General features: G+C 59.3%; 15 protein-coding genes and 5 pseudogenes. 7 read left to right on the top strand and 13 right to left on the bottom strand.

Annotation, left to right across the window (positions count from 1 at the left end; genetic code table 11):
• Positions 1–39: 39 nt before the first annotated feature.
• The 4 genes and pseudogenes from yidC to rpmH all read right to left on the bottom strand — a co-directional run bounded on the left by yidC (position 40) and on the right by rpmH (position 2,579).
• Positions 40–1,784: pseudogene (yidC, locus tag ACZZZP_RS23560) on the bottom strand (membrane protein insertase YidC).
• 2 nt (positions 1,785–1,786) lie between these two features.
• Positions 1,787–2,034 (bottom strand): annotated as a pseudogene (gene yidD, locus ACZZZP_RS23555) (membrane protein insertion efficiency factor YidD).
• Complete coding sequence (rnpA, locus tag ACZZZP_RS23550) at positions 2,027–2,428, bottom strand: ribonuclease P protein component (RefSeq protein WP_463384321.1); 402 nt, start codon at positions 2,426–2,428, stop codon at positions 2,027–2,029. Before rnpA ends, yidD begins: the two are co-directional and overlap by 8 nt.
• A 16-nt stretch (positions 2,429–2,444) precedes the next feature.
• Positions 2,445–2,579: a 50S ribosomal protein L34 gene (gene rpmH, locus ACZZZP_RS23545; RefSeq protein ID WP_002551315.1), complete on the bottom strand. Its 135-nt coding sequence runs from the start codon at positions 2,577–2,579 to the stop codon at positions 2,445–2,447.
• A 534-nt stretch (positions 2,580–3,113) separates the two neighbouring features.
• On the opposite strand from rpmH, the pseudogene dnaA reads away from it, so the two are divergent.
• The 4 genes and pseudogenes from dnaA to gyrB all read left to right on the top strand — a co-directional run bounded on the left by dnaA (position 3,114) and on the right by gyrB (position 9,269).
• A pseudogene (dnaA, locus tag ACZZZP_RS23540) lies at positions 3,114–4,588 on the top strand (chromosomal replication initiator protein DnaA).
• 36 nt (positions 4,589–4,624) lie between these two features.
• A complete protein-coding gene (dnaN, locus tag ACZZZP_RS23535; RefSeq protein WP_463536885.1) occupies positions 4,625–5,728 on the top strand; it encodes a DNA polymerase III subunit beta in 1,104 nt (367 codons plus the stop codon).
• A gap of 16 nt (positions 5,729–5,744) precedes the next feature.
• Positions 5,745–6,847, top strand: a pseudogene (gene recF, locus ACZZZP_RS23530) (DNA replication/repair protein RecF).
• Between the two features lie 4 nt (positions 6,848–6,851).
• On the top strand, positions 6,852–9,269 hold the full coding sequence (gene gyrB, locus ACZZZP_RS23525; protein WP_463384319.1) for a DNA topoisomerase (ATP-hydrolyzing) subunit B: 2,418 nt from the start codon (positions 6,852–6,854) through the stop codon (positions 9,267–9,269).
• A 99-nt stretch (positions 9,270–9,368) separates the two neighbouring features.
• On the opposite strand, the gene phoA is transcribed toward gyrB, so the two are convergent.
• The 5 genes from phoA to glyQ form a co-directional block, all read right to left on the bottom strand.
• Positions 9,369–10,814: an alkaline phosphatase gene (gene phoA, locus ACZZZP_RS23520; RefSeq protein ID WP_122492274.1), complete on the bottom strand. Its 1,446-nt coding sequence runs from the start codon at positions 10,812–10,814 to the stop codon at positions 9,369–9,371.
• A 232-nt stretch (positions 10,815–11,046) separates the two neighbouring features.
• Entirely contained in the window at positions 11,047–11,820 is a 774-nt protein-coding gene (locus ACZZZP_RS23515) for a lysophospholipid acyltransferase family protein (protein WP_463384318.1), read from the bottom strand.
• Between the two features lie 30 nt (positions 11,821–11,850).
• On the bottom strand, positions 11,851–12,387 hold the full coding sequence (gene gmhB, locus ACZZZP_RS23510; protein ID WP_122492272.1) for a D-glycero-beta-D-manno-heptose 1,7-bisphosphate 7-phosphatase: 537 nt from the start codon (positions 12,385–12,387) through the stop codon (positions 11,851–11,853).
• A 3-nt stretch (positions 12,388–12,390) separates the two neighbouring features.
• A complete protein-coding gene (gene glyS, locus ACZZZP_RS23505; RefSeq protein WP_463384317.1) occupies positions 12,391–14,445 on the bottom strand; it encodes a glycine--tRNA ligase subunit beta in 2,055 nt (684 codons plus the stop codon).
• Positions 14,442–15,389, bottom strand: coding sequence for a glycine--tRNA ligase subunit alpha (gene glyQ / locus ACZZZP_RS23500; protein WP_108095231.1), 948 nt, complete (start codon positions 15,387–15,389; stop codon positions 14,442–14,444). The genes glyS and glyQ overlap by 4 nt, the downstream gene beginning before the upstream one ends.
• An 88-nt stretch (positions 15,390–15,477) precedes the next feature.
• Between glyQ and ACZZZP_RS23495 the strand changes: the two are divergent.
• The 3 genes and pseudogenes from ACZZZP_RS23495 (at position 15,478) to ACZZZP_RS23485 (ending at position 17,436) form a co-directional block, all read left to right on the top strand.
• Positions 15,478–16,037, top strand: a pseudogene (locus ACZZZP_RS23495) (DNA-3-methyladenine glycosylase I).
• Positions 16,038–16,188: 151 nt separating this feature from the next.
• On the top strand, positions 16,189–17,076 hold the full coding sequence (locus tag ACZZZP_RS23490) for a lysophospholipid acyltransferase (protein WP_463536884.1): 888 nt from the start codon (positions 16,189–16,191) through the stop codon (positions 17,074–17,076).
• Positions 17,077–17,169: 93 nt separating this feature from the next.
• Positions 17,170–17,436, top strand: coding sequence for a PilZ domain-containing protein (locus tag ACZZZP_RS23485; protein ID WP_122449912.1), 267 nt, complete (start codon positions 17,170–17,172; stop codon positions 17,434–17,436).
• 14 nt (positions 17,437–17,450) lie between these two features.
• Here ACZZZP_RS23485 and ACZZZP_RS23480 read toward each other — a convergent pair whose 3' ends face one another.
• The 4 genes from ACZZZP_RS23480 to fmt form a co-directional block, all read right to left on the bottom strand.
• Positions 17,451–17,771: a tetratricopeptide repeat protein gene (locus ACZZZP_RS23480; protein WP_463384314.1), complete on the bottom strand. Its 321-nt coding sequence runs from the start codon at positions 17,769–17,771 to the stop codon at positions 17,451–17,453.
• 30 nt (positions 17,772–17,801) lie between these two features.
• Positions 17,802–19,175, bottom strand: coding sequence for a Trk system potassium transporter TrkA (gene trkA, locus ACZZZP_RS23475; protein WP_463384313.1), 1,374 nt, complete (start codon positions 19,173–19,175; stop codon positions 17,802–17,804).
• Positions 19,176–19,259: 84 nt separating this feature from the next.
• Positions 19,260–20,588, bottom strand: a complete 1,329-nt coding sequence (rsmB, locus tag ACZZZP_RS23470) for a 16S rRNA (cytosine(967)-C(5))-methyltransferase RsmB (protein WP_463384312.1) — start codon at positions 20,586–20,588, stop codon at positions 19,260–19,262.
• On the bottom strand, positions 20,585–21,535 hold the full coding sequence (gene fmt / locus ACZZZP_RS23465) for a methionyl-tRNA formyltransferase (protein WP_463384311.1): 951 nt from the start codon (positions 21,533–21,535) through the stop codon (positions 20,585–20,587). Before fmt ends, rsmB begins: the two co-directional genes overlap by 4 nt.
• Positions 21,536–21,571: the final 36 nt, after the last annotated feature.

Raw genomic sequence — 21,571 nt, 5'->3', positions numbered from 1 at the left:
TGCTCGGGCGGGGCGCTGTTTCAGCTTAGCAAGCCAGACTTAGGCGTTGGCCGTCTTGGCTGCGGCTTCGATCTTGCGAGTGATGTACCACTGCTGCGCGATGGACAGGCAGTTGTTGACGACCCAGTACAGCACCAGACCAGCCGGGAACCACAGGAAGAAGAAGGTGAAGATGATCGGCATCATTTTCATCACCTTGGCCTGCATCGGATCTGGCGGTGCGGGGTTCAGCTGCTGCTGGATGAACATGGTGGCGCCCATGATCAACGGCAGAATAAAGAACGGGTCTTTGATCGACAGGTCCGTGATCCAGAACATCCAGGGCGCCTGACGCATCTCGACGCTTTCCAGCAGCACCCAATACAAGGCCAGGAAAACCGGCATCTGCACCAGAATCGGCAGGCAGCCGCCGAGTGGATTGATTTTCTCTTTCTTGTAGAGCTCCATCATGGCTTGCGACATTTTCTGCCGGTCATCGCCATGCTGCTCTTTCAAGGCCGCTAATTTCCGGAGCCACGGCGCGCATACGGGCCATCGACTTGTAGCTGGCGGCGGATAGGGGGAAGAACAAGCCCTTGATCAGCATCGTCAACACGATGATCGACCAACCCCAGTTGCCCAGGATGCTGTGGATATGTTGCAGCAGCCAGAAAATCGGCTGAGCGATAAACCACAGAATGCCGTAATCGACGGTCAGCTCCAGACCCGGAGCGAGCGAGCCAAGGTGCTTCTGGATTTTCGGACCGGCATACAGTATTGCCGACACTTCACCTTTGCTGCCCGGCGCTACGCTGACGCTTGGGGTGGTAAAGCCAACAATGTAGCGGCCCTGGGAATCTTTACGGGTTTGAACACTGTTGTCGTTGTCCTGGCTTGGAATCCAAGCAGTCGACGAAATAGTGCTGCAACCAGGCAACCCAGCCACCTTTCACGGTTTCTTTGGCAGGCGCCTTGTCGATATCGCTCATCGACACTTTTTTGTAGGCCGAATCGTGAGTGGCCATTGCCGCGCCGAGGTAGGTCGCGGTGCTGGTGGCAGCGGTTTTCGACGGGTCGTCACTGTTGTCGCGCTTGAGCTGGGCATACATGTTGCCGGCCCAGACTTCAGCGCTCTGGTTGTCGATCAGGTAACGCACATCAACCTGGTAGGACGACGGATCAACGCAACCGGGTTTCTTCAGCTCTTGTTCTTTAACCGAGCATTCTGGGTTCAAACCGCGTTTGAAGCTGAAGCGCTTGATGTAATTGACGCCGCCTTGGCTGAAGGTCAGATCGACCGTCAGGCTATTTTGGCCGTCCGCCAGCTGGTAGCTTTTCTGAGCGCTCTGCCAAACGGCACGGCCGTTAGCCGAGTCCGGCGCATTCGCGCCGATCAGCCCGCTTTGTGCCAGGTAGGTGCGCTCGTTGCCGTTGTCAAACAACTGGAACGGTACGTCCGGACGATCTTGACGGCGCGGGTATTGCGGCACCGTCAGTTGGACGATGTCGCCGCCGCTTGGATCGATGGCCAGTTCAAGCACGTCGGTCTTAACGCGGATCAGGTCTTTGCTCGCTTGAGGGGCGGCGGCAACGGCTTCCGGTTGGCTGGACGGGGCGCTTGGAACATCACTGTTGGCCGTGTTGTTAGCAGCAGGAACGTCGGGAAGCGCAGCAGTGTTGCTGGTCGCAGCGGCTGTGTTCGCAGTCGGCAAGGACGTTTGTCCGTAGTCTTCGTTCCACTTGAGAACCATGACGTAGGACACGATTGCGAGCGCGGCGATCAGGATCGAGCGTTTAATATCCATGATTACTCGGCCATCGAAGGGGGTCGGGAAATGGGAGCGCCTGGAACCGGATCGTAACCGCCGGGATTCCACGGGTGACAACGGCCAGAAGCCGACGCAGAGTCAGCCAGCCACCGCGCATAAAACCATGGTGTTCAATGGCTTCATACGCGTAGCAGGAACAGCTGGGATAGAAACGACAGTGACTGGCCATCAAAGGGCTGATGGCGTAGCGATAAACCTGAATGGACGCGAGGGCCAGTTTACGCATGGGGACTGTCGGTAACCCCTGATTGCGGGATAGCTTCCGGGCTCGGCTTGCTGCGTGCCAAGCGTTTCCAGAGTTTGCCGAACTGGTTTGCCAATTCAGTATTCTCCAGATCACCTAGGCCTTTACGCGCGACAACCACGATATCCCAGCCCACCAGATTGTCCTGGTTGAGGCGGAATGAATCGCGGATGACGCGTTTGAGGCGGTTGCGTTCAACAGAGAGCTTGACGCTCTTCTTACCGATGACCAGACCCAGGCGGGGATGATCAAGATCGTTGTTGCGCGCTAGAAGCAGGACGTTTTTACCCGGAACCTTACCGCTGGGGGAGTCGAAGACTGTCTTGAATTGTCGAGGGGTTAGCAGGCGCTTTTCCCGACTGAAGTCTTGACTCACCACCGATGCCGAATTATCAGACGGCCAGACGCTTACGGCCTTTGGCGCGACGACGGGACAGAACAGCACGGCCGTTCTTGGTAGCCATACGGGCACGGAAACCGTGGGTGCGAGCGCGCTTGATAGTGCTGGGTTGGAAAGTGCGTTTCATGGTGCGTTACCTGGGTGGTCGACAACGGGCCGGAATGGCCCCCGTTTTTAAGAGACCGGCGATTCTAGAGAAACCAGGCGGTCAGGTCAATTCCAACCAGCATTTCTCTGATGGAAAGCGCGTAGATAAAGAATATTAAGAAAAGAGATTTAATCTTTTTTAAAATGTTAACTACTCTTAGCAGCTGAGATTCTGTGGATAAAGTGCTGCGCCGCTTGCTGCACCTGGCCTACAGCGGATGATAACCCTGTCTAGAAGGCGTGTGTAGGCTGTACCAAGCTGCGTATAAGCTGGGGATGGAACGCGTTTTTATCCACAGCCCAGTTATGCACGGCTTTTTCCTGCGGCTTGTCCCACGACCTCAAAAGCTAGTTATCCACAGACTTTAGTGATTCGCCGCTTCGTCGGTTAAAACGGAGTAAGGCATTGATTTTACGCGTCGAAAACTTTCGTCTCATGTGGATAAGTAGGTTGGGCTGCGGGTACAATGCACCCTGTTTTGGGCGTTGCAGCCTATTTGGCTAGGGGATGTTTGTGTCGGTGGAACTTTGGCAGCAGTGCGTAGAGCTTCTACGCGACGAGCTGCCGGCCCAGCAATTCAATACTTGGATTCGTCCACTGCAGGTTGAAGCCTCCAGCGATGAATTGCGCGTGTTCGCACCCAACCGGTTTGTGCTGGATTGGGTGAATGAAAAATACATGAGCCGTCTGTTGGAGCTGCTGAATGAGCGCAGCGAAGGCATGGCGCCGGCCATTTCCTTATTAATAGGCAGCAAACGCGCCGCGGTTCCGCGGGCGAGCATGTCGTCCCCTGCACCTCAGCCTATCCAGCGCGCCAATTGCCGCGCCGGTGCGCGAGGAAGCGATGTCAGCGGCTGTCAGCAGCGAGCCATCGCGTGCAAGCTTCGACCCTATGGCCGGGGCCAGTTCGCAAACCGCCCCCGTTCGTAATGAACGCTCCGTTCAGGATTGAAGGAGCGCTCAAGCACACTAGCTATCTGAACCGCACCTTTACCTTTGAGAACTTTGTTGAGGGCAAGTCCAACCAGCTGGCGCGCGCGGCGGCGTGGCAGGTAGCGGATAACCCGAAACATGGTTACAACCCGTTGTTTCTATATGGCGGCGTTGGTTTGGGTAAAACGCACTTGATGCACGCGGTGGGCAACCACCTATTAAAGAAGAACCCTAACGCCAAGGTCGTGTACCTGCATTCCGAGCGCTTTGTAGCCGATATGGTGAAAGCGCTGCAGCTAAATGCCATTAACGAATTCAAACGGTTCTACCGTTCCGTCGACGCGCTGCTAATCGACGACATTCAGTTCTTCGCAAAAAAAGAGCGCTCCCAAGAAGAATTCTTTCACACCTTCAACGCGCTTTTAGAAGGCGGCCAGCAGGTGATTCTCACCAGTGACCGTTACCCGAAAGAGATCGAGGGCCTGGAAGAGCGTTTGAAGTCGCGCTTTGGCTGGGGCTTGACGGTCGCGGTCGAGCCGCCGGAGTTGGAAACGCGCGTAGCGATTCTGATGAAGAAAGCAGACCAGGCCAAAGTGGACCTGCCGCACGACGCCGCCTTTTTTATCGCTCAGCGCATCCGTTCCAACGTACGCGAACTCGAAGGGGCGTTGAAGCGCGTAATCGCGCATGCCCACTTCATGGGCCGCGATATCACCATCGAGCTGATTCGCGAGTCGCTGAAGGATCTGTTGGCGCTGCAAGACAAACTCGTTAGCGTCGACAACATTCAGCGCACCGTCGCTGAGTACTACAAGATCAAGATTTCCGATCTGCTGTCCAAGCGGCGCTCCCGTTCCGTGGCGCGTCCTCGGCAGGTGGCTATGGCGCTGTCCAAAGAATTGACCAACCATAGCCTGCCGGAGATCGGCGACGCGTTCGGCGGTCGTGATCACACCACGGTATTGCACGCTTGCCGTAAGATTGCTGAACTTAGGGAATCCGACGCGGATATCCGCGAGGACTACAAGAATCTGCTGCGCACGCTGACCACCTGACCTATTACGCAGCCCACGAGGCAAAGGGACTAGACCATGCATTTCACTATTCAACGCGAAGCCCTGTTGAAACCGTTGCAACTGGTCGCTGGCGTGGTTGAACGCCGGCAGACATTGCCGGTGCTGTCTAACGTGTTGTTAGTTGTTGAAGGCCAGCAGCTTTCGCTGACCGGTACGGATCTCGAAGTCGAACTGGTCGGCCGTGTAACGCTGGAGGAGCCGGCAGAATCGGGCGAAATCACCGTTCCGGCGCGCAAGCTCATGGATATCTGCAAAAGCCTGCCTAACGATGCGTTGATCGATATCCGCGTCGATGAAACGAAACTGGTCGTAAAGGCCGGCCGTAGCCGCTTCACCCTTTCCACTCTGCCTGCCAACGATTTCCCGACCGTTGAAGAAGGCCCAGGCTCATTCACCTTCACGCTTATTCAGAGCAAGCTGCGTCGCCTTATTGAGCGCACCAGTTTCGCGATGGCTCAGCAGGACGTTCGCTACTACCTGAACGGTATGCTGATCGAAGTACAAACCGATGTATTGCGTGCCGTGGCTACCGACGGCCACCGTCTCGCAATGTGCTCGATGGAAGCGGGTATCGAACAGGCTGACCGTCACCAAGTGATCGTTCCGCGCAAAGGCATTCTAGAATTGGCGCGCCTGCTTACCGAGCAAGACGGCACCGTCGATATCGTGCTGGGTCAGCATCACATCCGCGCGACAACAGGCGAGTTCACCTTCACCTCCAAACTGGTTGACGGCAAGTTCCCTGACTATGAGCGCGTGCTGCCTAAAGGTGGCGACAAATTGGTACTGGGTGATCGCCAAGCCCTGCGTGAAGCATTCAGCCGTACTGCAATTCTCTCTAACGAAAAGTACCGCGGCATCCGTCTGCAGCTGGCTAACGGTCTGCTGAAGATTCAGGCGAACAACCCTGAACAGGAAGAAGCGGAAGAAGAAGTAGCTGTCGACTACAACGGTGGCTCGCTGGAAATTGGCTTCAACGTGAGCTATCTGCTCGACGTGTTGGGCGTGATGACCACTGAGCAGGTTCGCCTGATTTTGTCTGATTCGAACAGTAGCGCACTCGTGCAAGAGTCTGGCAACGATGATTCGGCATACGTCGTTATGCCGATGCGCCTCTGACCTGAATCGAGTCTAGATGTCCCTCAGCCGCGTTACGGTCACCGCGGTGCGCAACTTGCACCCGGTGACACTCTCTCCCTCCCCGCATCAACATCCTTTCCGGCGCAAACGGCAGCGGTAAAACCAGCCTGCTCGAAGCCATTCACCTGCTTGGTTTGGCGCGCTCGTTTCGCAGTGCGCGGCTATTGCCGGTTATTCAGTACGAGAAGGAAGCGTGCACCGTGTTTGGCCAGGTAGAACTGGCGGAAGGTGGCTCCAGCAACTTGGGCGTTTCACGCGACCGCCAGGGAGAGTTTCACATTCGAATTGATGGTCAGAATGCGCGTAGCGCTGCTCAGCTTGCTGAAGCGTTGCCGCTGCAATTGATCAATCCGGACAGTTTTCGCTTGCTTGAAGGTGCTCCGAAAATACGCCGTCAGTTCTTGGATTGGGGAGTGTTCCACGTGGAACCTCGCTTTATGCCCGCGTGGCAGAGGCTCCAGAAGGCCCTCCGGCAGCGGAACTCGTGGCTGCGGCATGGTACACTTGACGCCGCTTCGCAGGCGGCTTGGGACCGCGAGCTGTGTCTCGCAGGCGACGAAATCGATACCTATCGGCGCAGCTACATACATGCCCTGAAGCCGGTATTCGAGGAAGTACTTCGTGAGCTTGTAGAGCTTGAAGGACTGACACTCAGTTATTACCGAGGTTGGGACAAAGACCGGGATTTGCAAACGGTGCTCAGCTCGACACTGCAGCGCGACCAGCAACTCGGCCATACCCAGGCGGGACCTCAGCGAGCCGACTTACGTTTGCGCTTAGGCGCTCACAACGCGGCTGAAATTCTGTCGCGAGGCCAACAGAAGTTAGTGGTTTGTGCCTTGCGAATTGCCCAAGGGCATTTGGTTAGTCAGGCACGGCGCGGCCAGTGCATTTATCTGGTGGATGACTTGCCGTCTGAGTTGGACGAAGCAGCACCGAAACGCGTTGTGCCGTTTATTAGAAGATTTGAACTGCCAGGTATTTATCACCTGTGTAGACCATGAATTGTTGCGGGGTAGCTGGCGCACGGATACGCCGGTCGCCATGTTCCACGTGGAACATGGCCGTATCACCCAGACCCACGACCATCGGGAGTGAAGGCATGAGCGAAAATCAAACGTACGATTCGTCCAGCATCAAAGTGCTGAAAGGCTTGGACGCCGTACGCAAGCGGCCCGGTATGTACATCGGCGACACCGATGACGGCAGCGGCCTGCACCACATGGTTTTTGAGGTGGTCGACAACTCTATCGACGAAGCACTCGCCGGGCATTGTGACGACATCAGCATCATTATCCACCCAGACGAATCCATCACCGTTCGCGACAACGGCCGTGGCATTCCAGTGGACGTGCATAAAGAAGAAGGCGTATCGGCGGCTGAGGTCATCATGACCGTGCTGCACGCTGGCGGTAAGTTCGACGACAACTCGTACAAGGTTTCCGGCGGCCTCCATGGCGTAGGTGTTTCCGTTGTAAATGCCCTCTCCGAGCTGCTGCTGTTGACCGTTCGCCGTAGCGGCAAAGTATGGGAGCAAACCTACGTGCACGGAGTGCCTCAGGCACCCATGCGCACCGTGGGCGATACCGATAAAACCGGTACCGAGATTCACTTCAAGCCCTCGGCTGAAACCTTCCAAAACATCCACTTCAGCTGGGACATTCTCGCCAAGCGTCTGCGCGAATTGTCGTTCCTGAACTCCGGCGTCGGCATTGTTCTGAAGGACGAGCGCAGTGGTAAGGAAGAGTTGTTTAAGTACGAAGGTGGTCTGCGTGCGTTTGTTGAGTACTTGAATACCAACAAAACCCCGGTCAACCAGGTGTTCCACTTCAACGTTCAGCGTGACGATGGCGTGGGCGTTGAAGTGGCGTTGCAGTGGAACGACAGCTTTAATGAAAACCTGCTGTGCTTCACCAACAACATTCCACAGCGCGACGGTGGTACCCACCTCGCTGGTTTCCGCTCGGCACTAACCCGTAACCTGAATGCTTACATCGAGCAGGAAGGCCTGGCCAAGAAACACAAAATCGCCACCACCGGTGACGATGCCCGCGAAGGCCTGACGGCGATCATTTCGGTAAAAGTCCCGGATCCAAAATTCAGCTCGCAGACCAAAGACAAGCTGGTTTCCTCCGAAGTGAAAACTGCGGTTGAGCAGGAAATGGGCAAGTACTTCTCCGACTTCCTGTTGGAAAACCCCAACGAAGCCAAAGCCGTCGTCGGCAAAATGATCGACGCCGCGCGCGCGCGTGAAGCCGCTCGTAAGGCACGCGAAATGACCCGCCGTAAGGGCGCGTTGGACATCGCCGGTTTGCCTGGCAAGTTGGCGGACTGCCAAGAGAAAGACCCTGCCCTCTCCGAACTGTACCTAGTGGAAGGGGACTCTGCTGGCGGCTCCGCCAAGCAGGGACGTAACCGTAAGACTCAAGCGATTTTGCCGCTCAAGGGCAAGATTCTGAACGTGGAACGTGCGCGTTTTGACCGCATGATTTCGTCGCAGGAAGTCGGCACGCTGATCACCGCCCTCGGGTGCGGTATCGGTCGTGAGGAATACAACATCGACAAACTGCGCTACCACAACATCATCATCATGACGGACGCCGACGTTGACGGCTCGCACATCCGTACGCTGCTGTTGACCTTCTTCTTCCGTCAATTGCCGGAGCTGGTCGAGCGCGGCTACATCTATATCGCTCAGCCACCGCTGTATAAGGTCAAGAAAGGCAAACAAGAGCAGTACATCAAGGACGACGAGGCCATGGAGGAATACATGACCCAGTCAGCCCTCGAAGATGCCAGCCTGCACGTTAACGAAAACGACCCAGGCATCGGCGGCGAGCCGCTGGAGCGTCTGGTTAACAACTACCGCATGGTGATGAAGACGCTTAAGCGCCTATCGCGTATCTACCCGCAAGAGCTCACCGAGCACTTCGTTTATCTGCCAGCCGTGAGCCTGGACGATCTGGGTAACCAGGCGGGCATGCAAGCCTGGCTCGAGAAGCTCAACGAGCGTCTGCGCACCATGGAAAAGTCGGGTCTGGTTTACAAAACTAACCTGCGTGAAGACCCGGAACGTCACCTCTGGCTGCCAGAGGTCGAACTGATCTCCCACGGCGTTTCCAACTTCGTCACCTTCAACCGCGACTTCTTCGCCAGTAACGACTACAAAACCGTTACCTCGCTGGGCGAGCAGTTGAACAGCTTGCTGGAAGAAGGCGCCTATGTGAAACGTGGCGAGCGCAAAAAGCCGGTCACCACCTTCAAAGAAGCGCTTAACTGGCTCCTCACCGAGAGCACCAAACGCCACAGCATTCAGCGCTACAAAGGGCTGGGCGAGATGAACCCGGATCAACTGTGGGAAACCACCATGGACCCGGATGCGCGCCGCATGCTCAAGGTAACCATCGAAGACGCCATCAGCGCCGACCAGATCTTCAACACCCTGATGGGCGACGAAGTCGAACCGCGCCGCGAGTTCATCGAAGCCAACGCCTTGGCGGTGTCGAACCTGGACTTTTAAGCCCGGTTTTACGCACGACAAACAAAAACCCCAGCACATCGCTGGGGTTTTTGTTTTTAGCGCGCTAATCCGCCTTCCCTAGCGGTTTAACCGAGGCTGTTACTTCAAGCCCAGGGCATTACGCATGGTGAAGTACAGATCGGTTTGGTCAGTGAGACCGGTGATGTTTGCGGCATGCGGGCCATACGCTGCAACGCGCAGTTGCGAGCCGGTGTGCTCCTGAGAGCTGCCTTCCGAGTTGCCGTAGCTGACCGCCATTACTGCGCCGTCTTTGGTGTTGAGTGCTTGGGTAAGCCCTGGCGCCGAAGTATCCAAAGCAACGATCTGGCTGGAGTGCGCGTGGTCGGCGGTGACGATAACCAAGGTGTTGCCATCGGCCTTGGCGAATGCCAGGGCCATCTGCACCGCTTCGTCGAGGTCGACGGTTTCGCCGATCTGGCCGCACGGGTTGGCGGCATGGTCTTGCTTGTCGATCGAAGCGCCTTCTACTTGCAGGAAGAACCCATTGCGGTTGTCTTTGAGCAAGTCGATGGCCTTAACCGTCATCTCAGCCAGCGTGGGTGTGCTGGCGGTACGTGCGGCGTTCGGTTGGCAGGTTACCGGCGCTTGGGTCAAGTTGCCGTGGTAAGTGGCGGTTGGGCCGATCCAACGGGTTGGCATGTTGCCTGGCGAGAACAGACCGATCACGGGCTGCTTCTGGTTGGCCACGCGGATTTTCTTCAGTTCGGCGGCATTGCTTACCAGGACGAAACCACGGGCGGCCGCCTGGTCGCGCAGGGTTTTGCCGGACCATTTGCCTGCCTTAGCCACTTCAGCGAAGGTCGCTGCGCCACCACCGAGGGTGATGTCTGGACGCACGTTCAGCAGTTGCTCGGTGATCGACCCAGCGCCGCCCTTCTCCAAAGCGTTGCTTGGGCATTGAACCGAGGTCGCCACCGGGCCATAGCACTTGCGGCCGGTCACGTGGGAAAACAACGCGGCTGGGGTGGCGTCTTGCAGTTCGGCGGTGGACACGTTGCCAGTGGCCATGCCGCGCAGTTTCGCCAGCTCGAGAATGGTTTGGTGCGGCTTTTCATGGATGTCGACACCGAGCGCGCCGTTGTAGGTTTTCACGCCGGTAGACCACGCCGTGGCAGAGGCCGCCGAGTCGGTCACGTAGTCCGGCTTGCCGGTATCTTTGTGCAAGGCGTAGTGGGTGTACTGGCCGGTCAGCGGCAGCGCGTCGATACCTTTGAAGTAGCCACCGGCGCCTTCGGCGTAGTTGCGCGCCAGGGTGATTTCCGAGTCGCCCATGCCGTCGCCAATCAGCAGAATCACGTTCTTGGCTTTGCGGTCGGACAGCGAGGCTTTGATCGAATCAGTCAGGTCGCGGCCTACGCGGCGAGCGCCGGCGTACTCGGTAATGTCGCCACGGGCCTCACGGTTGTAGAGGCTCTTGCTGACCTTTTCTTTTTCGTCATGGTCATGGGCGGCGCTGACGCCAGAGAAGGACAGCAAGGCAGCGGAAACGGCGAGGGACAAAGCCAGCGGTAAGGCGGTAGTCATCTGAAGAATCCTTATGCAGATGGGCAGGAGAGAATTTGCTTCTCGCGACTACTGCCAGCGACGCTGGACCGACGAGAAAAAATCAAGCAAACCGAGAGTAGGGATGCTTGATTAACGTCGCGTTACAGCGCGCGAGCGAACGGCAACGTTGTGCGCCATGCCCATCCTTTTGGCAGCCCTGAATGCAAAAACCCCGGCGCGGTGGCCGGGGTTTTGATCGAGGCGGTTAAGGCTAAAGCTGAACCGGCGTCTCGGTCACCGGGTGCTCGCCGTACAGCGCGCCCATATCCCGTTGCGCCTGCTCCACCCAGGCGAAGGCGCGATCGTTCAATGCGGCAATGGCGCGTGGCCCGGTGCCCTCGGCGTGCATCACCGGGCCGATCATCACTTGAATGGTCCCAGGCTTTTTGCCCCAGCCTTGTTTGGGCCAAAACTCACCGGCATTGTGGGCAATTGGCAACACCGGCAGGTTCGCATTGACCGCCAACGCGGCGCCACCGCGTGAGAACTTGCCAATCTGCCCCGCCGGCACGCGCGTGCCTTCCGGGAAAATTAGCACCCAAATATTCTGCTGCAAGCGTTCATGGCCCTGCTTGGCCAACTCTTTGAGTGCAGCTTTCGGGTTGTTACGGTCAATGGCGATGGGCTTGAGCATGGCCATGGCCCAGCCAAAAAACGGGACGTACAGCAGTTCGCGCTTGAGCACCTGGCTAAGCGGCGCGAAGTAGCACGAGAGGAAAAAGGTTTCCCAGGTGCTTTGGTGTTTGGAGAGGATCACGCAGGGCTGCGTAGGCATGTTCTCGGCGCCGTGTACTTCATAGCGAATACCGAGCATCACTTCGGTGAGCTTCACGGCGAAGCGGCACCAGTTGACGTTGATAAAGCGGTAGCGGGCTTCAAACGATTGGAACGGGGCGACGAAGAAACTCAGGGTGCACCAGAGCAAGGCGCTGCCGCCGAGGAGGATATAGAAGAGGAAGATTCTGATGGCCAGCACGATCGACATTTAGCGTTATCCGTCGCGGGCAATCCCCGCCTATTGGGTGTGGAGTAACTGCGCGGCAACCGCCGCCAAATCGTCAAATATCAACGTCCCTTTCGGCAGCTCGCTGCCCAGGGTTCTTTCGCCTTTGCCGGTCTTCACCAGAACAGGCTGACAATCGACGGCCAGCGCGGCGTCCAGGTCACCTCGACTGTCGCCGACAAACCACACGCCTGCAAGATCTGTGTGGTAATGCGCAGCGATAGTTCGCAGCATGCCGGGTTTGGGTTTACGGCAGTCACAACCGTCGTGCGGCCCATGTGGACAATGCACCACCAGTCCCAGTTCACCGCCCTGCTCGGCCACCAGCGCACGCAACCGCGCATGCATGGAATCGAGCACCGCTTCTGAGTAATAACCGCGCGCCAGGCCCGACTGGTTAGTGGCCACTGCCACCGTCCAGCCGGCCTTGCTCAGTTGCGCGATGGCCTCGACGGCGCCGGGGAGCGGAATCCACTCCTCCAGCGTTTTGATGTAGGCGTCGGAGTCGTAATTGATCACCCCGTCGCGGTCGAGTATCAGCAACTTCACGGTTTACCCCAGCAGCGAAATGTCGGCGACGCCCAGGAACAGGCTGCGCAATTTGGCCAACAGGGCGTAGCGGTTGGCACGCACCGACGGGTCTTCGGCGTTGACCATAACGGCCGCAAAGAACGCGTCCACCGGGTCACGCAGCGACGCCAATTGTGCCAGCGCGTCGCTGTACAAACGGGCCTGGGCCAACGGTTGCACGGCGTGGTCAGCTTGCTGAATTGCGGCGTAAAGCGAGAACTCACTAGGCGAATCGAAGTAATGCGCTTCGATGCCCGCGGCAACGGCGCCCTCGGCCTTGCTCAACAGGTTGGACACGCGCTTGTTGGCCGCGGCCAAGGCCTCGGCTTCCGGCAGTTTGCGGAACGCCTGAACCGCTTGTACGCGCTGGTCGAAGTCCAGCGGCGACACCGGCGCCACTGCACGCACGGCCTGGTACACCGCCACTTCCACGCCTTCGTCTTCATAACGGGCGCGCAGGCGGTCGAAGATGAAGTCTTGCACCTGAGCGGCGAGGCCGGCCGGTTTGACCTTGGCGCCGAATTGCTCGATGGCAAAACCGATGGTGGCGACCAGATCGAGGTCGAGTTTCTTCTCGATCAGGATGCGCAAAATACCCAGCGCAGCACGACGCAAGGCGTAGGGGTCTTTGCTGCCGGTGGGCAGCATGCCGATGCCGAAAATACCTACCAGCGTATCGAGCTTGTCGGCGATCGCCACCGCCGCGCCGGTCAGCGTGGTCGGCAACTCGGCGCCTGCGCCGCGTGGCATGTACTGCTCGTTCAGCGCCAGAGCAACGTCCTGCGGCTCGCCGTCATTCAGCGCGTAGTAGTAGCCGGCGATACCCTGCATTTCCGGGAACTCACCGACCATTTCCGTGGCCAGGTCGCATTTGCTCAGCAAACCGGCGCGGGCAGCCCAGCGGCTGTCGCCACCGATGCGGGCGGCGATAAACGCGGCCAGCAGCGAAACGCGTTCGGCTTTGTCGAACACCGAACCCAGCTGCGCCTGGAACACCACATTGGCGAGGCGCGCATTGAAGCTGTCGAGCTTCTGCTTTTTGTCTTGCTTGAAGAAGAACTCGGCGTCGGTCAGGCGTGGGCGAACCACTTTCTCGTTGCCGGAAATGATCTGTGCCGGGTCTTTGCTTTCAACGTTGGCCACGGTGATAAAGCGCGGCAGCAAGAGGCCGTTGGTGTCCAGCAGGCAGAAGTACTTCTGGTTGTCCTGCATGGTGGTGATCAAGGCTTCTTGCGGCACGGCCAGGAAGCGCTCTTCAAACGAGCACACCAGCGGTACCGGCCACTCGACCAACGCGGTGACTTCGTCGAGCAACGCGGGCGGCACGATGGCGGTGCCGTGCTGCTCAGCGGCTAGCGTGTCGACGCGCTTGCTGATCAGGCTGCGGCGCTCGGCGAAGTCAGCCAGCACGTAGGCGCTGCGCAAGTCTTCCAGGTAACCGGCCGGCGAGCTGATACGCACGCTTTCGGGATGATGGAAGCGGTGCCCGCGCGATTCGCGGCCAGCCTTTTGCGCCAGAATTTCGCAGTCCACCACGTCGTCACCAAACAGCATGACGAGCCATTGGGTTGGGCGTACGAACTCTTCTTTGCGCGCACCCCAACGCATGCGTTTGGGAATCGGCAGGTCATTCAGCGAGGCACTAACGATGCCGGCCAACAGGCCCACGGCAGGTTGGCCGGGAATGCTTTGGCTGAACTTGAGCTTGGCACCGCTGCGGTCGATGGCAGAAATATCGACGCCGCACTTTTTCGCGAAGCCAAGAGCGGCTTGGGTCGGGTTGCCGTCGACGTCGAAGGCCGCTTGCACGGGCGGGCCGTCCAGATTGACGCTACGATCCGGCTGCTGTTCGGCCAGTTGATCAATGATCACTGCCAGACGACGTGGCGCGGCATATACGCGGCTGCCGCTGTAGCTCAGACCCGCGCTTTTAAGGCCTTTCTCGATGCCGGCCAGAAAGGCGTCGCCGAGGGTTTTCAGGGCTTTGGGTGGCAGCTCTTCGGTGCCCAGTTCAACCAGAAAATCACGTGCACTCATTCTGCTGCCTCCAGCTTGGCCAATACTTCATCGCGCAGGTCGGGTGCCGCCATCGGGAAGCCGAGGCGCGCGCGCGCTTGCAGGTAGCTCTGGGCTACCGAGCGAGCCAGGGCTCGTACACGAAGGATGTATTGCTGACGGGCAGTCACCGAAATCGCGCGGCGAGCATCGAGCAGGTTGAAGGTGTGCGAGGCCTTGAGCACCATTTCGTAGGTCGGCAGCGGCAGCTGCAACTCGATCAGGCGATTGGCTTCGCTTTCATAGAAGTCGAACAGCTCGAACAGTTTGTCGACGTTTGCGTGTTCGAAGTTGTAGGTGGACTGCTCCACCTCGTTCTGATGGAACACATCGCCGTAGGTGACCTTGCCGAACGGGCCGTCGGTCCAAACCAGGTCGTAGACCGAATCCACGCCCTGCAGGTACATGGCCAGGCGCTCGAGACCGTAGGTGATCTCGCCGGTCACCGGGTAGCACTCAATGCCGCCTACTTGCTGGAAGTAGGTGAACTGGGTGACTTCCATACCGTTCAGCCAGATTTCCCAGCCCAGACCCCAGGCGCCGAGGGTCGGCGATTCCCAGTTGTCTTCAACGAAACGGATGTCGTGCACCAGCGGATCGAGGCCAATGCGTTTGAGCGAGCCGAGGTACAGCTCTTGGAAGTTGTCCGGGTTGGGTTTGAGCACTACCTGGAATTGGTAGTAATGCTGCAAGCGGTTGGGGTTTTCGCCGTAGCGGCCATCACCGGGACGGCGGCTGGGTTGCACGTAGGCGGCGTTCCAGGTTTCCGGGCCAACGGCGCGCAGAAACGTGGCGGTGTGGAAGGTGCCGGCGCCGACTTCCATATCGTAAGGCTGAAGCACCACACAACCTTGCTCTGCCCAATACTGTTGAAGGGCGAGGATCAGATCTTGGAAGGTGCGCACGGCAGGCGTAGGCTGGCTCACTAATTTCACCTGTACTGAGGGCGACAGAAAGGGCGGGAGTATACCCGATTCACCCTACAAACCACCCTCGCCCTCCCCTCGGAGCCCTATGCCACGCTGCTTCTGGTGCAATGAAGACCCCCTTACATCACCTACCACGACCAGGAATGGGGCGTCCCGCAACGCAACGCGCAGCCGCTGTTCGAGATGCTGCTGCTCGAAGGCTTTCAAGCCGGGCTGTCGTGGATCACCGTATTAAAGAAGCGCGAACGCTATCGCCAAGTGCTGTTTGGTTTCGACCCCCAGCGCCTCGCGCAACTGAGCGATGAAGAAATAGACGCGCTGATGCAAGACCCCGGCATCATCCGCAATCGCCTCAAACTCAAAGCCGCACGGCAAAACGCGGCGGCCTGGTTGCGGTTGCCCGATCCGGTTGGGCTGCTGTGGTCATTTGTCGGCGGCGTGCCCAAGGTCAACCACTTCCCGGGCCGCAGCCAGGTGCCCGCCGTAACGCCGGAAGCCGAGGCCATGAGCAAGGCGCTGAAGAAAGCCGGCTTTACCTTTGTGGGGCCAACCATCTGCTACGCCTTTATGCAGGCCACCGGCATGGTCATGGACCACACGCAGGATTGCGACCGCTACGCCGAACTCACCGCACCCCATCGGTAGGAGCCAGCTTGCTGGCGGTGCAACGCAGCGCTTCGGGGTTCGCAGGGTTCGCCAGCAAGCTGGCTCCTACAGGTCGTGGAATTGCCGGGCCATAACCGAAGCGGCTCAAGGTGGTTACAATGCGCGCCTGTTCGAATTCGTGGAGTACATGGTGGAGAAGTTCAAAGGTGCGTTGATCGTAGGCTTTCTGCGTCTGTTCGCCTTGTTGCCTTGGCGTGCGGTGCAGGCCTTGGGCAACCTGATCGGCTGGTGCATGTGGCGCTTCCCCACCCGCTCCCGCGCTGTTGCCGATATCAATCTGCGCAAGTGTTTTCCCGAGTTGGACGCCGCTGCCCACGACCGTTTGCTGCGCAAAGCGCTGATGGACATTGGCAAAACGCTGACCGAAAGTGCCTGCGCCTGGGTTTGGCCTGCGCAGAAATCACTCAAGCTGGTGCGTGAAGTCGAAGGCCTGGATGTGCTCGAAGCGGCCCTGGCGTCCGGCAAAGGCGTGGTTGGCATTACCAGCCACCTCGGCAACTGGGAAGTGCTCAATCACTTCTACCGCAACCAGTGCAAACCCATCATTTTTTACCGTCCGCCGAAGCTCAAAGCGGTCGACGATTTGCTGCGCAAGCAGCGCGTGCAGCTGGGCAACCGCGTGGCGCCGTCGACCAAAGAAGGCATCCTCAGCGTCATCAAAGAAGTTCGCCGAGGCGGCGCGGTGGGCATTCCTGCCGACCCCGAGCCGAGTTTGTCCGCTGGCTTGTTCGTGCCGTTTTGCGCAATCGAAGCGCTCACCAGCAAATTCGTTCCCGGCATGCTCGCCGGCGGTAAGGCGGTCGGCGTGTTCCTTCACGCGCTGCGCCTGGATGACGGGTCGGGCTACAAAGTGATTCTCGAAGCCGCACCCGAAGGCATTTACAGCGAAGACACCCGCGAGGCGGTCGCTGCTATGAGTCAGGTCGTCGAGCGCTATGTGCGCGCTTACCCAAGTCAGTACATGTGGACGATGAAGCGCTTCAAGAAACGCCCCGAAGGCGAAGAGCGCTGGTACTAACCGGCCAATTGCGCGCTGCGAAGGCTCGCCACACTAGGCGAGCGCAGCAATTTGCGTTATTAACAGGGACCGTTGACCAGGAAGCCGGGCCCTATGTCCAACCAGCGACAATCGCCACGCACCTCACTGAAGTGCCGGATCAAAATCAGCCACCCGAGCTTCGGTGAGCTGCTCGCCCAAACCCGCGATCTTTCAGATGGTGGCGTATTCGTTAAACACGACGAACTCACCAGTCTGGTTCTCGGCGACATCGTCACCGGGCAGGTGCAAGACCTGCCCATCGAAGCGCCCGTGTTGCAGATGGAAGTGATGCGTGTGAACGGCGATGGGGTGGGGCTGCGGTTTATTCGCGAAGACTGAGAACCTCGGGCCGTTTATTCCGAACCCAGCGCTTTATCCAGTTTTCGCACAAACACGGTCATTTCCTTTTCTGCCTGCTTATCGCCGTGCGCCTGCGCGGCGGCGATGCCGTGCTCCCACGCCGCACGCGCTGCCGCCGCGTCGCCCAAGCCCGAATGGGCTTTGCCCAAGAGCTTCCACGCCGCCGAATACTTCGGGTCGAATTCGACGCAGCGTTGCAGGTGCTCGGCTGCCTTGGCGTACTCGTTGAGGTCCAGATAACCCTTGCCGAGACCAAAGCGCAGCAAGGCATTGTCGATGCCTTTGCCGAGCATTTTTTCGAGAGATTCGAGCACGCGGACCTCGGCTTATTCGCCATCAAGCAATCAGAAGAACGTCAAGCCAACCTGGAACAGCCGCTCGACGTCGCGAATGTATTTCTTGTCCACCAAAAACAGAATCACGTGATCGCCGGATTCGATCACCGTCGCGTCGTGGGCGATCAGCACTTCTTCGTCGCGCACCAGCGCACCAATCGTGGTGCCCGGCGGTAAGGCGATATCGCCGATGGCCTTGCCGATCACCTTGCTCGACTTCGCGTCGCCATGGGCGATGGCTTCGATGGCTTCCGCTGCACCTCGGCGCAGGGAATGCACGCTGACGATATCGCCGCGGCGCACGTGCGCCAACAAGGTGCCGATGGTGGCGAGCTGCGGGCTGATGGCGATATCGATTTCGCCGCCTTGCACCAGGTCGACGTACGCCGGGTTGTTAATCAGCGTCATCACCTTGCGTGCGCCCAGACGCTTGGCCAGCAGCGAGGACATGATGTTGGCTTCGTCATCGTTGGTCAGCGACAGGAAGATGTCGGCGTCGCTGATGTTTTCTTCCACTAATAAATCGCGGTCCGAGGCGCTGCCCTGCAGCACGATGGTGCTGTCCAGCGTCTCGGACAGATACCGGCAGCGCGCCGGGTTCATCTCGATGATTTTGACTTGGTAGCGGCTTTCAATCGCCTCGGCCAGGCGTTCGCCAATGTGGCCGCCGCCAGCGATCACGATGCGTTTGTTGTTGTCTTCGAGCCGGCGCATTTCACTCATAACCGCGCGGATGTGCGCCTTTGCGGCAATGAAGAACACTTCGTCATCCGCTTCGATCACAGTATCGCCGCGCGGCAGAATCGGCCGGTCACGCCGGAAAATGGCGGCCACGCGGGTGTCGACGTTGGGCATGTGCTCGCGCAATTGGCGCAATTGCTGGCCCACCAGCGGCCCGCCGTAATAGGCCTTCACGGCCACCAGTTGCGCTTTGCCCCCGGCGAAGTCGATGACTTGCAGAGCACCTGGGTGCTCGATCAGGCGTTTGATGTAGTTGGTGACCACCTGCTCGGGACTGATCAATACGTCGACGGGAATGGCGTCGTTATCGAACAGGCCGGAGCGCGTGAGATACGCGGCTTCGCGCACGCGAGCGATTTTGGTCGGGGTGTGGAACAGCGTGTACGCCACCTGGCAGGCGACCATATTCACTTCGTCGCTGTTGGTCACGGCCACCAGCATGTCGGCATCGTCGGCCCCGGCCTGGCGCAGCACGGTGGGGAACGAACCTTTGCCTTGAATGGTGCGGATATCCAGACGGTCGCCCAGGTCGCGCAGGCGGTCGCCGTCGGTGTCGATCACGGTGATGTCGTTGTGTTCGCTGGCCAGGTGTTCAGCCAGCGTGCCGCCTACCTGACCGGCGCCGAGAATAATGATCTTCATCCGTGTGCGTTCCTAAAGCGGCAGATAGCCAAGCGAAAACGGCCTCGAAAATAGCAGACCTGCGCCGCGCCTGCACAGGCAGGGCTAGGCCCGTGGCGCGGCAGCGATCTTGATGAGTTTGGCGTAATAGAAGCCGTCGTGACCGCCCTCTTGCGCCAGCAATTGGCGGCCGTGGGGCTGTTTCAGCCCCGGTGGCGGGTTACCCAGTTGACCGGCGATATCCAACTCGCGGGCGCCGGGAGTGCGGGCCAGGAAGGCCCCGATTACTTCGGTATTTTCTGTGGGCAGCGTCGAGCAGGTGGCGTAGACGAGTACGCCGCCCACTTCGAGCGTGGGCCACAAGGCATCGAGCAGTTCGCCTTGCAGCGCAGCGAGCGCGAGAATGTCGTCAGCTTGGCGGGTCAGCTTGATGTCGGGATGGCGGCGGATAACGCCGGTGGCCGAGCACGGCGCGTCGAGCAAGATGCGCTGGAACCGTTTGCCGTCCCACCACGCGTCGGTCTGCCGCGCATCGGCGGCTATCAACTCGGCGCTCAGGCCAAGGCGTGCGAGGTTTTCTTTCACGCGGACGAGGCGCTTGGCTTCCAGATCAATCGCCACCACGCCGGCCAAGGCAGGCTCGGCTTCCAGCAGGTGACAGGTTTTGCCGCCCGGCGCGCAACAGGCATCGAGCACGCGCTGGCCGGGCGCCAGGTCGAGCAAGTCCGCCGCCAACTGCGCGGCTTCGTCTTGCACGCTGACGCGTCCCTCAGCGAAGCCCGGCAACGTGGTGACGTCGCAGGCTTCGGCCAGCACCACGCCGTCGCGGCTGAATGGGCAGGCGCTGGCTTCGAAGCCCACGCGTTTAAGCTCGCCGAGGTAGTCATCGCGGCTGCCGAGCCGGCGGTTCACGCGCAGGATTAAAGGCGGATGGGCATTGTTGGCAGCGCAGATGGCCTCCCACTGCTCGGGCCAAAACGCCTTCAGCGCTTTTTGTAGCCAGCGCGGATGGGCGGTCCGCGCCATGGGGTCGTGGTCAAGCTCCGGCAGCAGCGCCTGGTATTCGCGCTGGGCACGGCGCAGCACGGCGTTGAGCAGGCCTTTGGCCCAGGGTTTCTTCAACTTTTCAGCGGCGCCGACGGTTTCGCCGATGGCGGCGTGCGCCGGGATGCGCGTATAGAGCAGTTGATACAGGCCGACCAGCAGCAGCGCTTCCACATCACGGTCGGCAGATTTGAAGGGCTTTTCCAGCAAGCGCTCAGCCAGTGCGCTGAGGCGTGGCTGCCAGCGGGCGGTGCCAAAGGCCAAGTCTTGGGTCAGGCCTTTATCGCGCGCCTCGACTTTATCCAGCTGCTTGGGCAACGAGCTGTTCAGGGACGCTTTGCCAGACAGCACGGTGGCAAGCGCATTGGCCGCCGCCAGACGCGGATTCATGCGCCAGCCCCCAGCACGGTGCCCACGGCAAATTGCTCGCGGCGGCTGTTAAACAAATCGGAGAAATTCAGCGCTTTGCCGCCCGGCAATTGCAGGCGGGTCAAGCGAAGGGAGCCGGTGCCACACGCCACAACCAAACCGTCGCGACTGGCGTGAAGGATTTCTCCGGGCGCGCCGTGGCCTTCTGCCGGCTGAGCGGCGAGCACCTTCAGCGTTTCGCCGTTAAGTGTGCTGTGGCAGATCGGCCAAGGATTGAAGGCGCGCACCAAACGTTCCAATTCGTTGGCTGGGCGACTCCAGTCCAGACGGGCTTCGTCTTTGTTGAGCTTGTGGGCGTAGGTGGCCAGTTCATTGTTCTGAACTTCGCCCTGTAAGGTTCCGGCAGCCAGGCCGGCAATCGCCTGCAATACCGCAGGCGGGCCCATTTCGGCGAGGCGGTCATGCAGACTGCCGCCGGTGTCGTCAGCACTGATGGCGGTGGTCACTTTGAGCAGCATGGGACCGGTATCCAGGCCTGCTTCCATCTGCATAACAGTCACGCCGCTCTCAGCATCGCCCGCTTGCACGGCGCGCTGAATTGGCGCGGCACCGCGCCAGCGCGGCAGCAGCGAGGCGTGGCTATTGATGCAGCCCAGGCGCGGCGTATCGAGCACGACTTGCGGCAGGATCAGGCCATAGGCGACCACGACCATTAGGTCGGCATTCAGCGCGGCCAACTCGGCTTGGGCGGCCGGGTCGCGCAGGGTCGGCGGTTGCATGACCGGAATGTTGTTTTCCAGGGCCAACTGCTTGACCGGGCTGGGCATGAGCTTCTGGCCACGGCCGGCCGGACGATCCGGCTGGGTGTAAACCGCCACGATCTCGTGCTGGCTGGCGAGCAGGGCTTTGAGGTGTTCGGCGGCGAATTCGGGCGTGCCGGCGAAGACGAGGCGCAGTGCTTGGCTCATGGGGGCTCACTTCAAAACGTGGAAAAGAAAAAGGCT

It is taken from the genome of Pseudomonas sp. AC211 (genome assembly GCF_979258055.1).
Note: the sequence above shows the minus strand (reverse complement) of the source record. Positions and strands in the feature narration are given on the sequence as shown.

Excerpts from the sequence above, each read along its gene's own strand:
- ACZZZP_RS23515 (WP_463384318.1), bottom strand. The coding sequence starts at position 11,820 with ATGTCGATCGTGCTGGCCATCAGAATCTTCCTCTTCTATATCCTCCTC.
- dnaN (WP_463536885.1), top strand. The coding sequence starts at position 4,625 with ATGCATTTCACTATTCAACGCGAAGCCCTGTTGAAACCGTTGCAACTG.
- rsmB (WP_463384312.1), bottom strand. The coding sequence starts at position 20,588 with ATGAATCCGCGTCTGGCGGCGGCCAATGCGCTTGCCACCGTGCTGTCT.
- ACZZZP_RS23485 (WP_122449912.1), top strand. The coding sequence starts at position 17,170 with ATGTCCAACCAGCGACAATCGCCACGCACCTCACTGAAGTGCCGGATC.
- glyS (WP_463384317.1), bottom strand. The coding sequence starts at position 14,445 with ATGAGTGCACGTGATTTTCTGGTTGAACTGGGCACCGAAGAGCTGCCA.
- rpmH (WP_002551315.1), bottom strand. The coding sequence starts at position 2,579 with ATGAAACGCACTTTCCAACCCAGCACTATCAAGCGCGCTCGCACCCAC.
- gyrB (WP_463384319.1), top strand. The coding sequence starts at position 6,852 with ATGAGCGAAAATCAAACGTACGATTCGTCCAGCATCAAAGTGCTGAAA.
- trkA (WP_463384313.1), bottom strand. The coding sequence starts at position 19,175 with ATGAAGATCATTATTCTCGGCGCCGGTCAGGTAGGCGGCACGCTGGCT.
- phoA (WP_122492274.1), bottom strand. The coding sequence starts at position 10,814 with ATGACTACCGCCTTACCGCTGGCTTTGTCCCTCGCCGTTTCCGCTGCC.
- fmt (WP_463384311.1), bottom strand. The coding sequence starts at position 21,535 with ATGAGCCAAGCACTGCGCCTCGTCTTCGCCGGCACGCCCGAATTCGCC.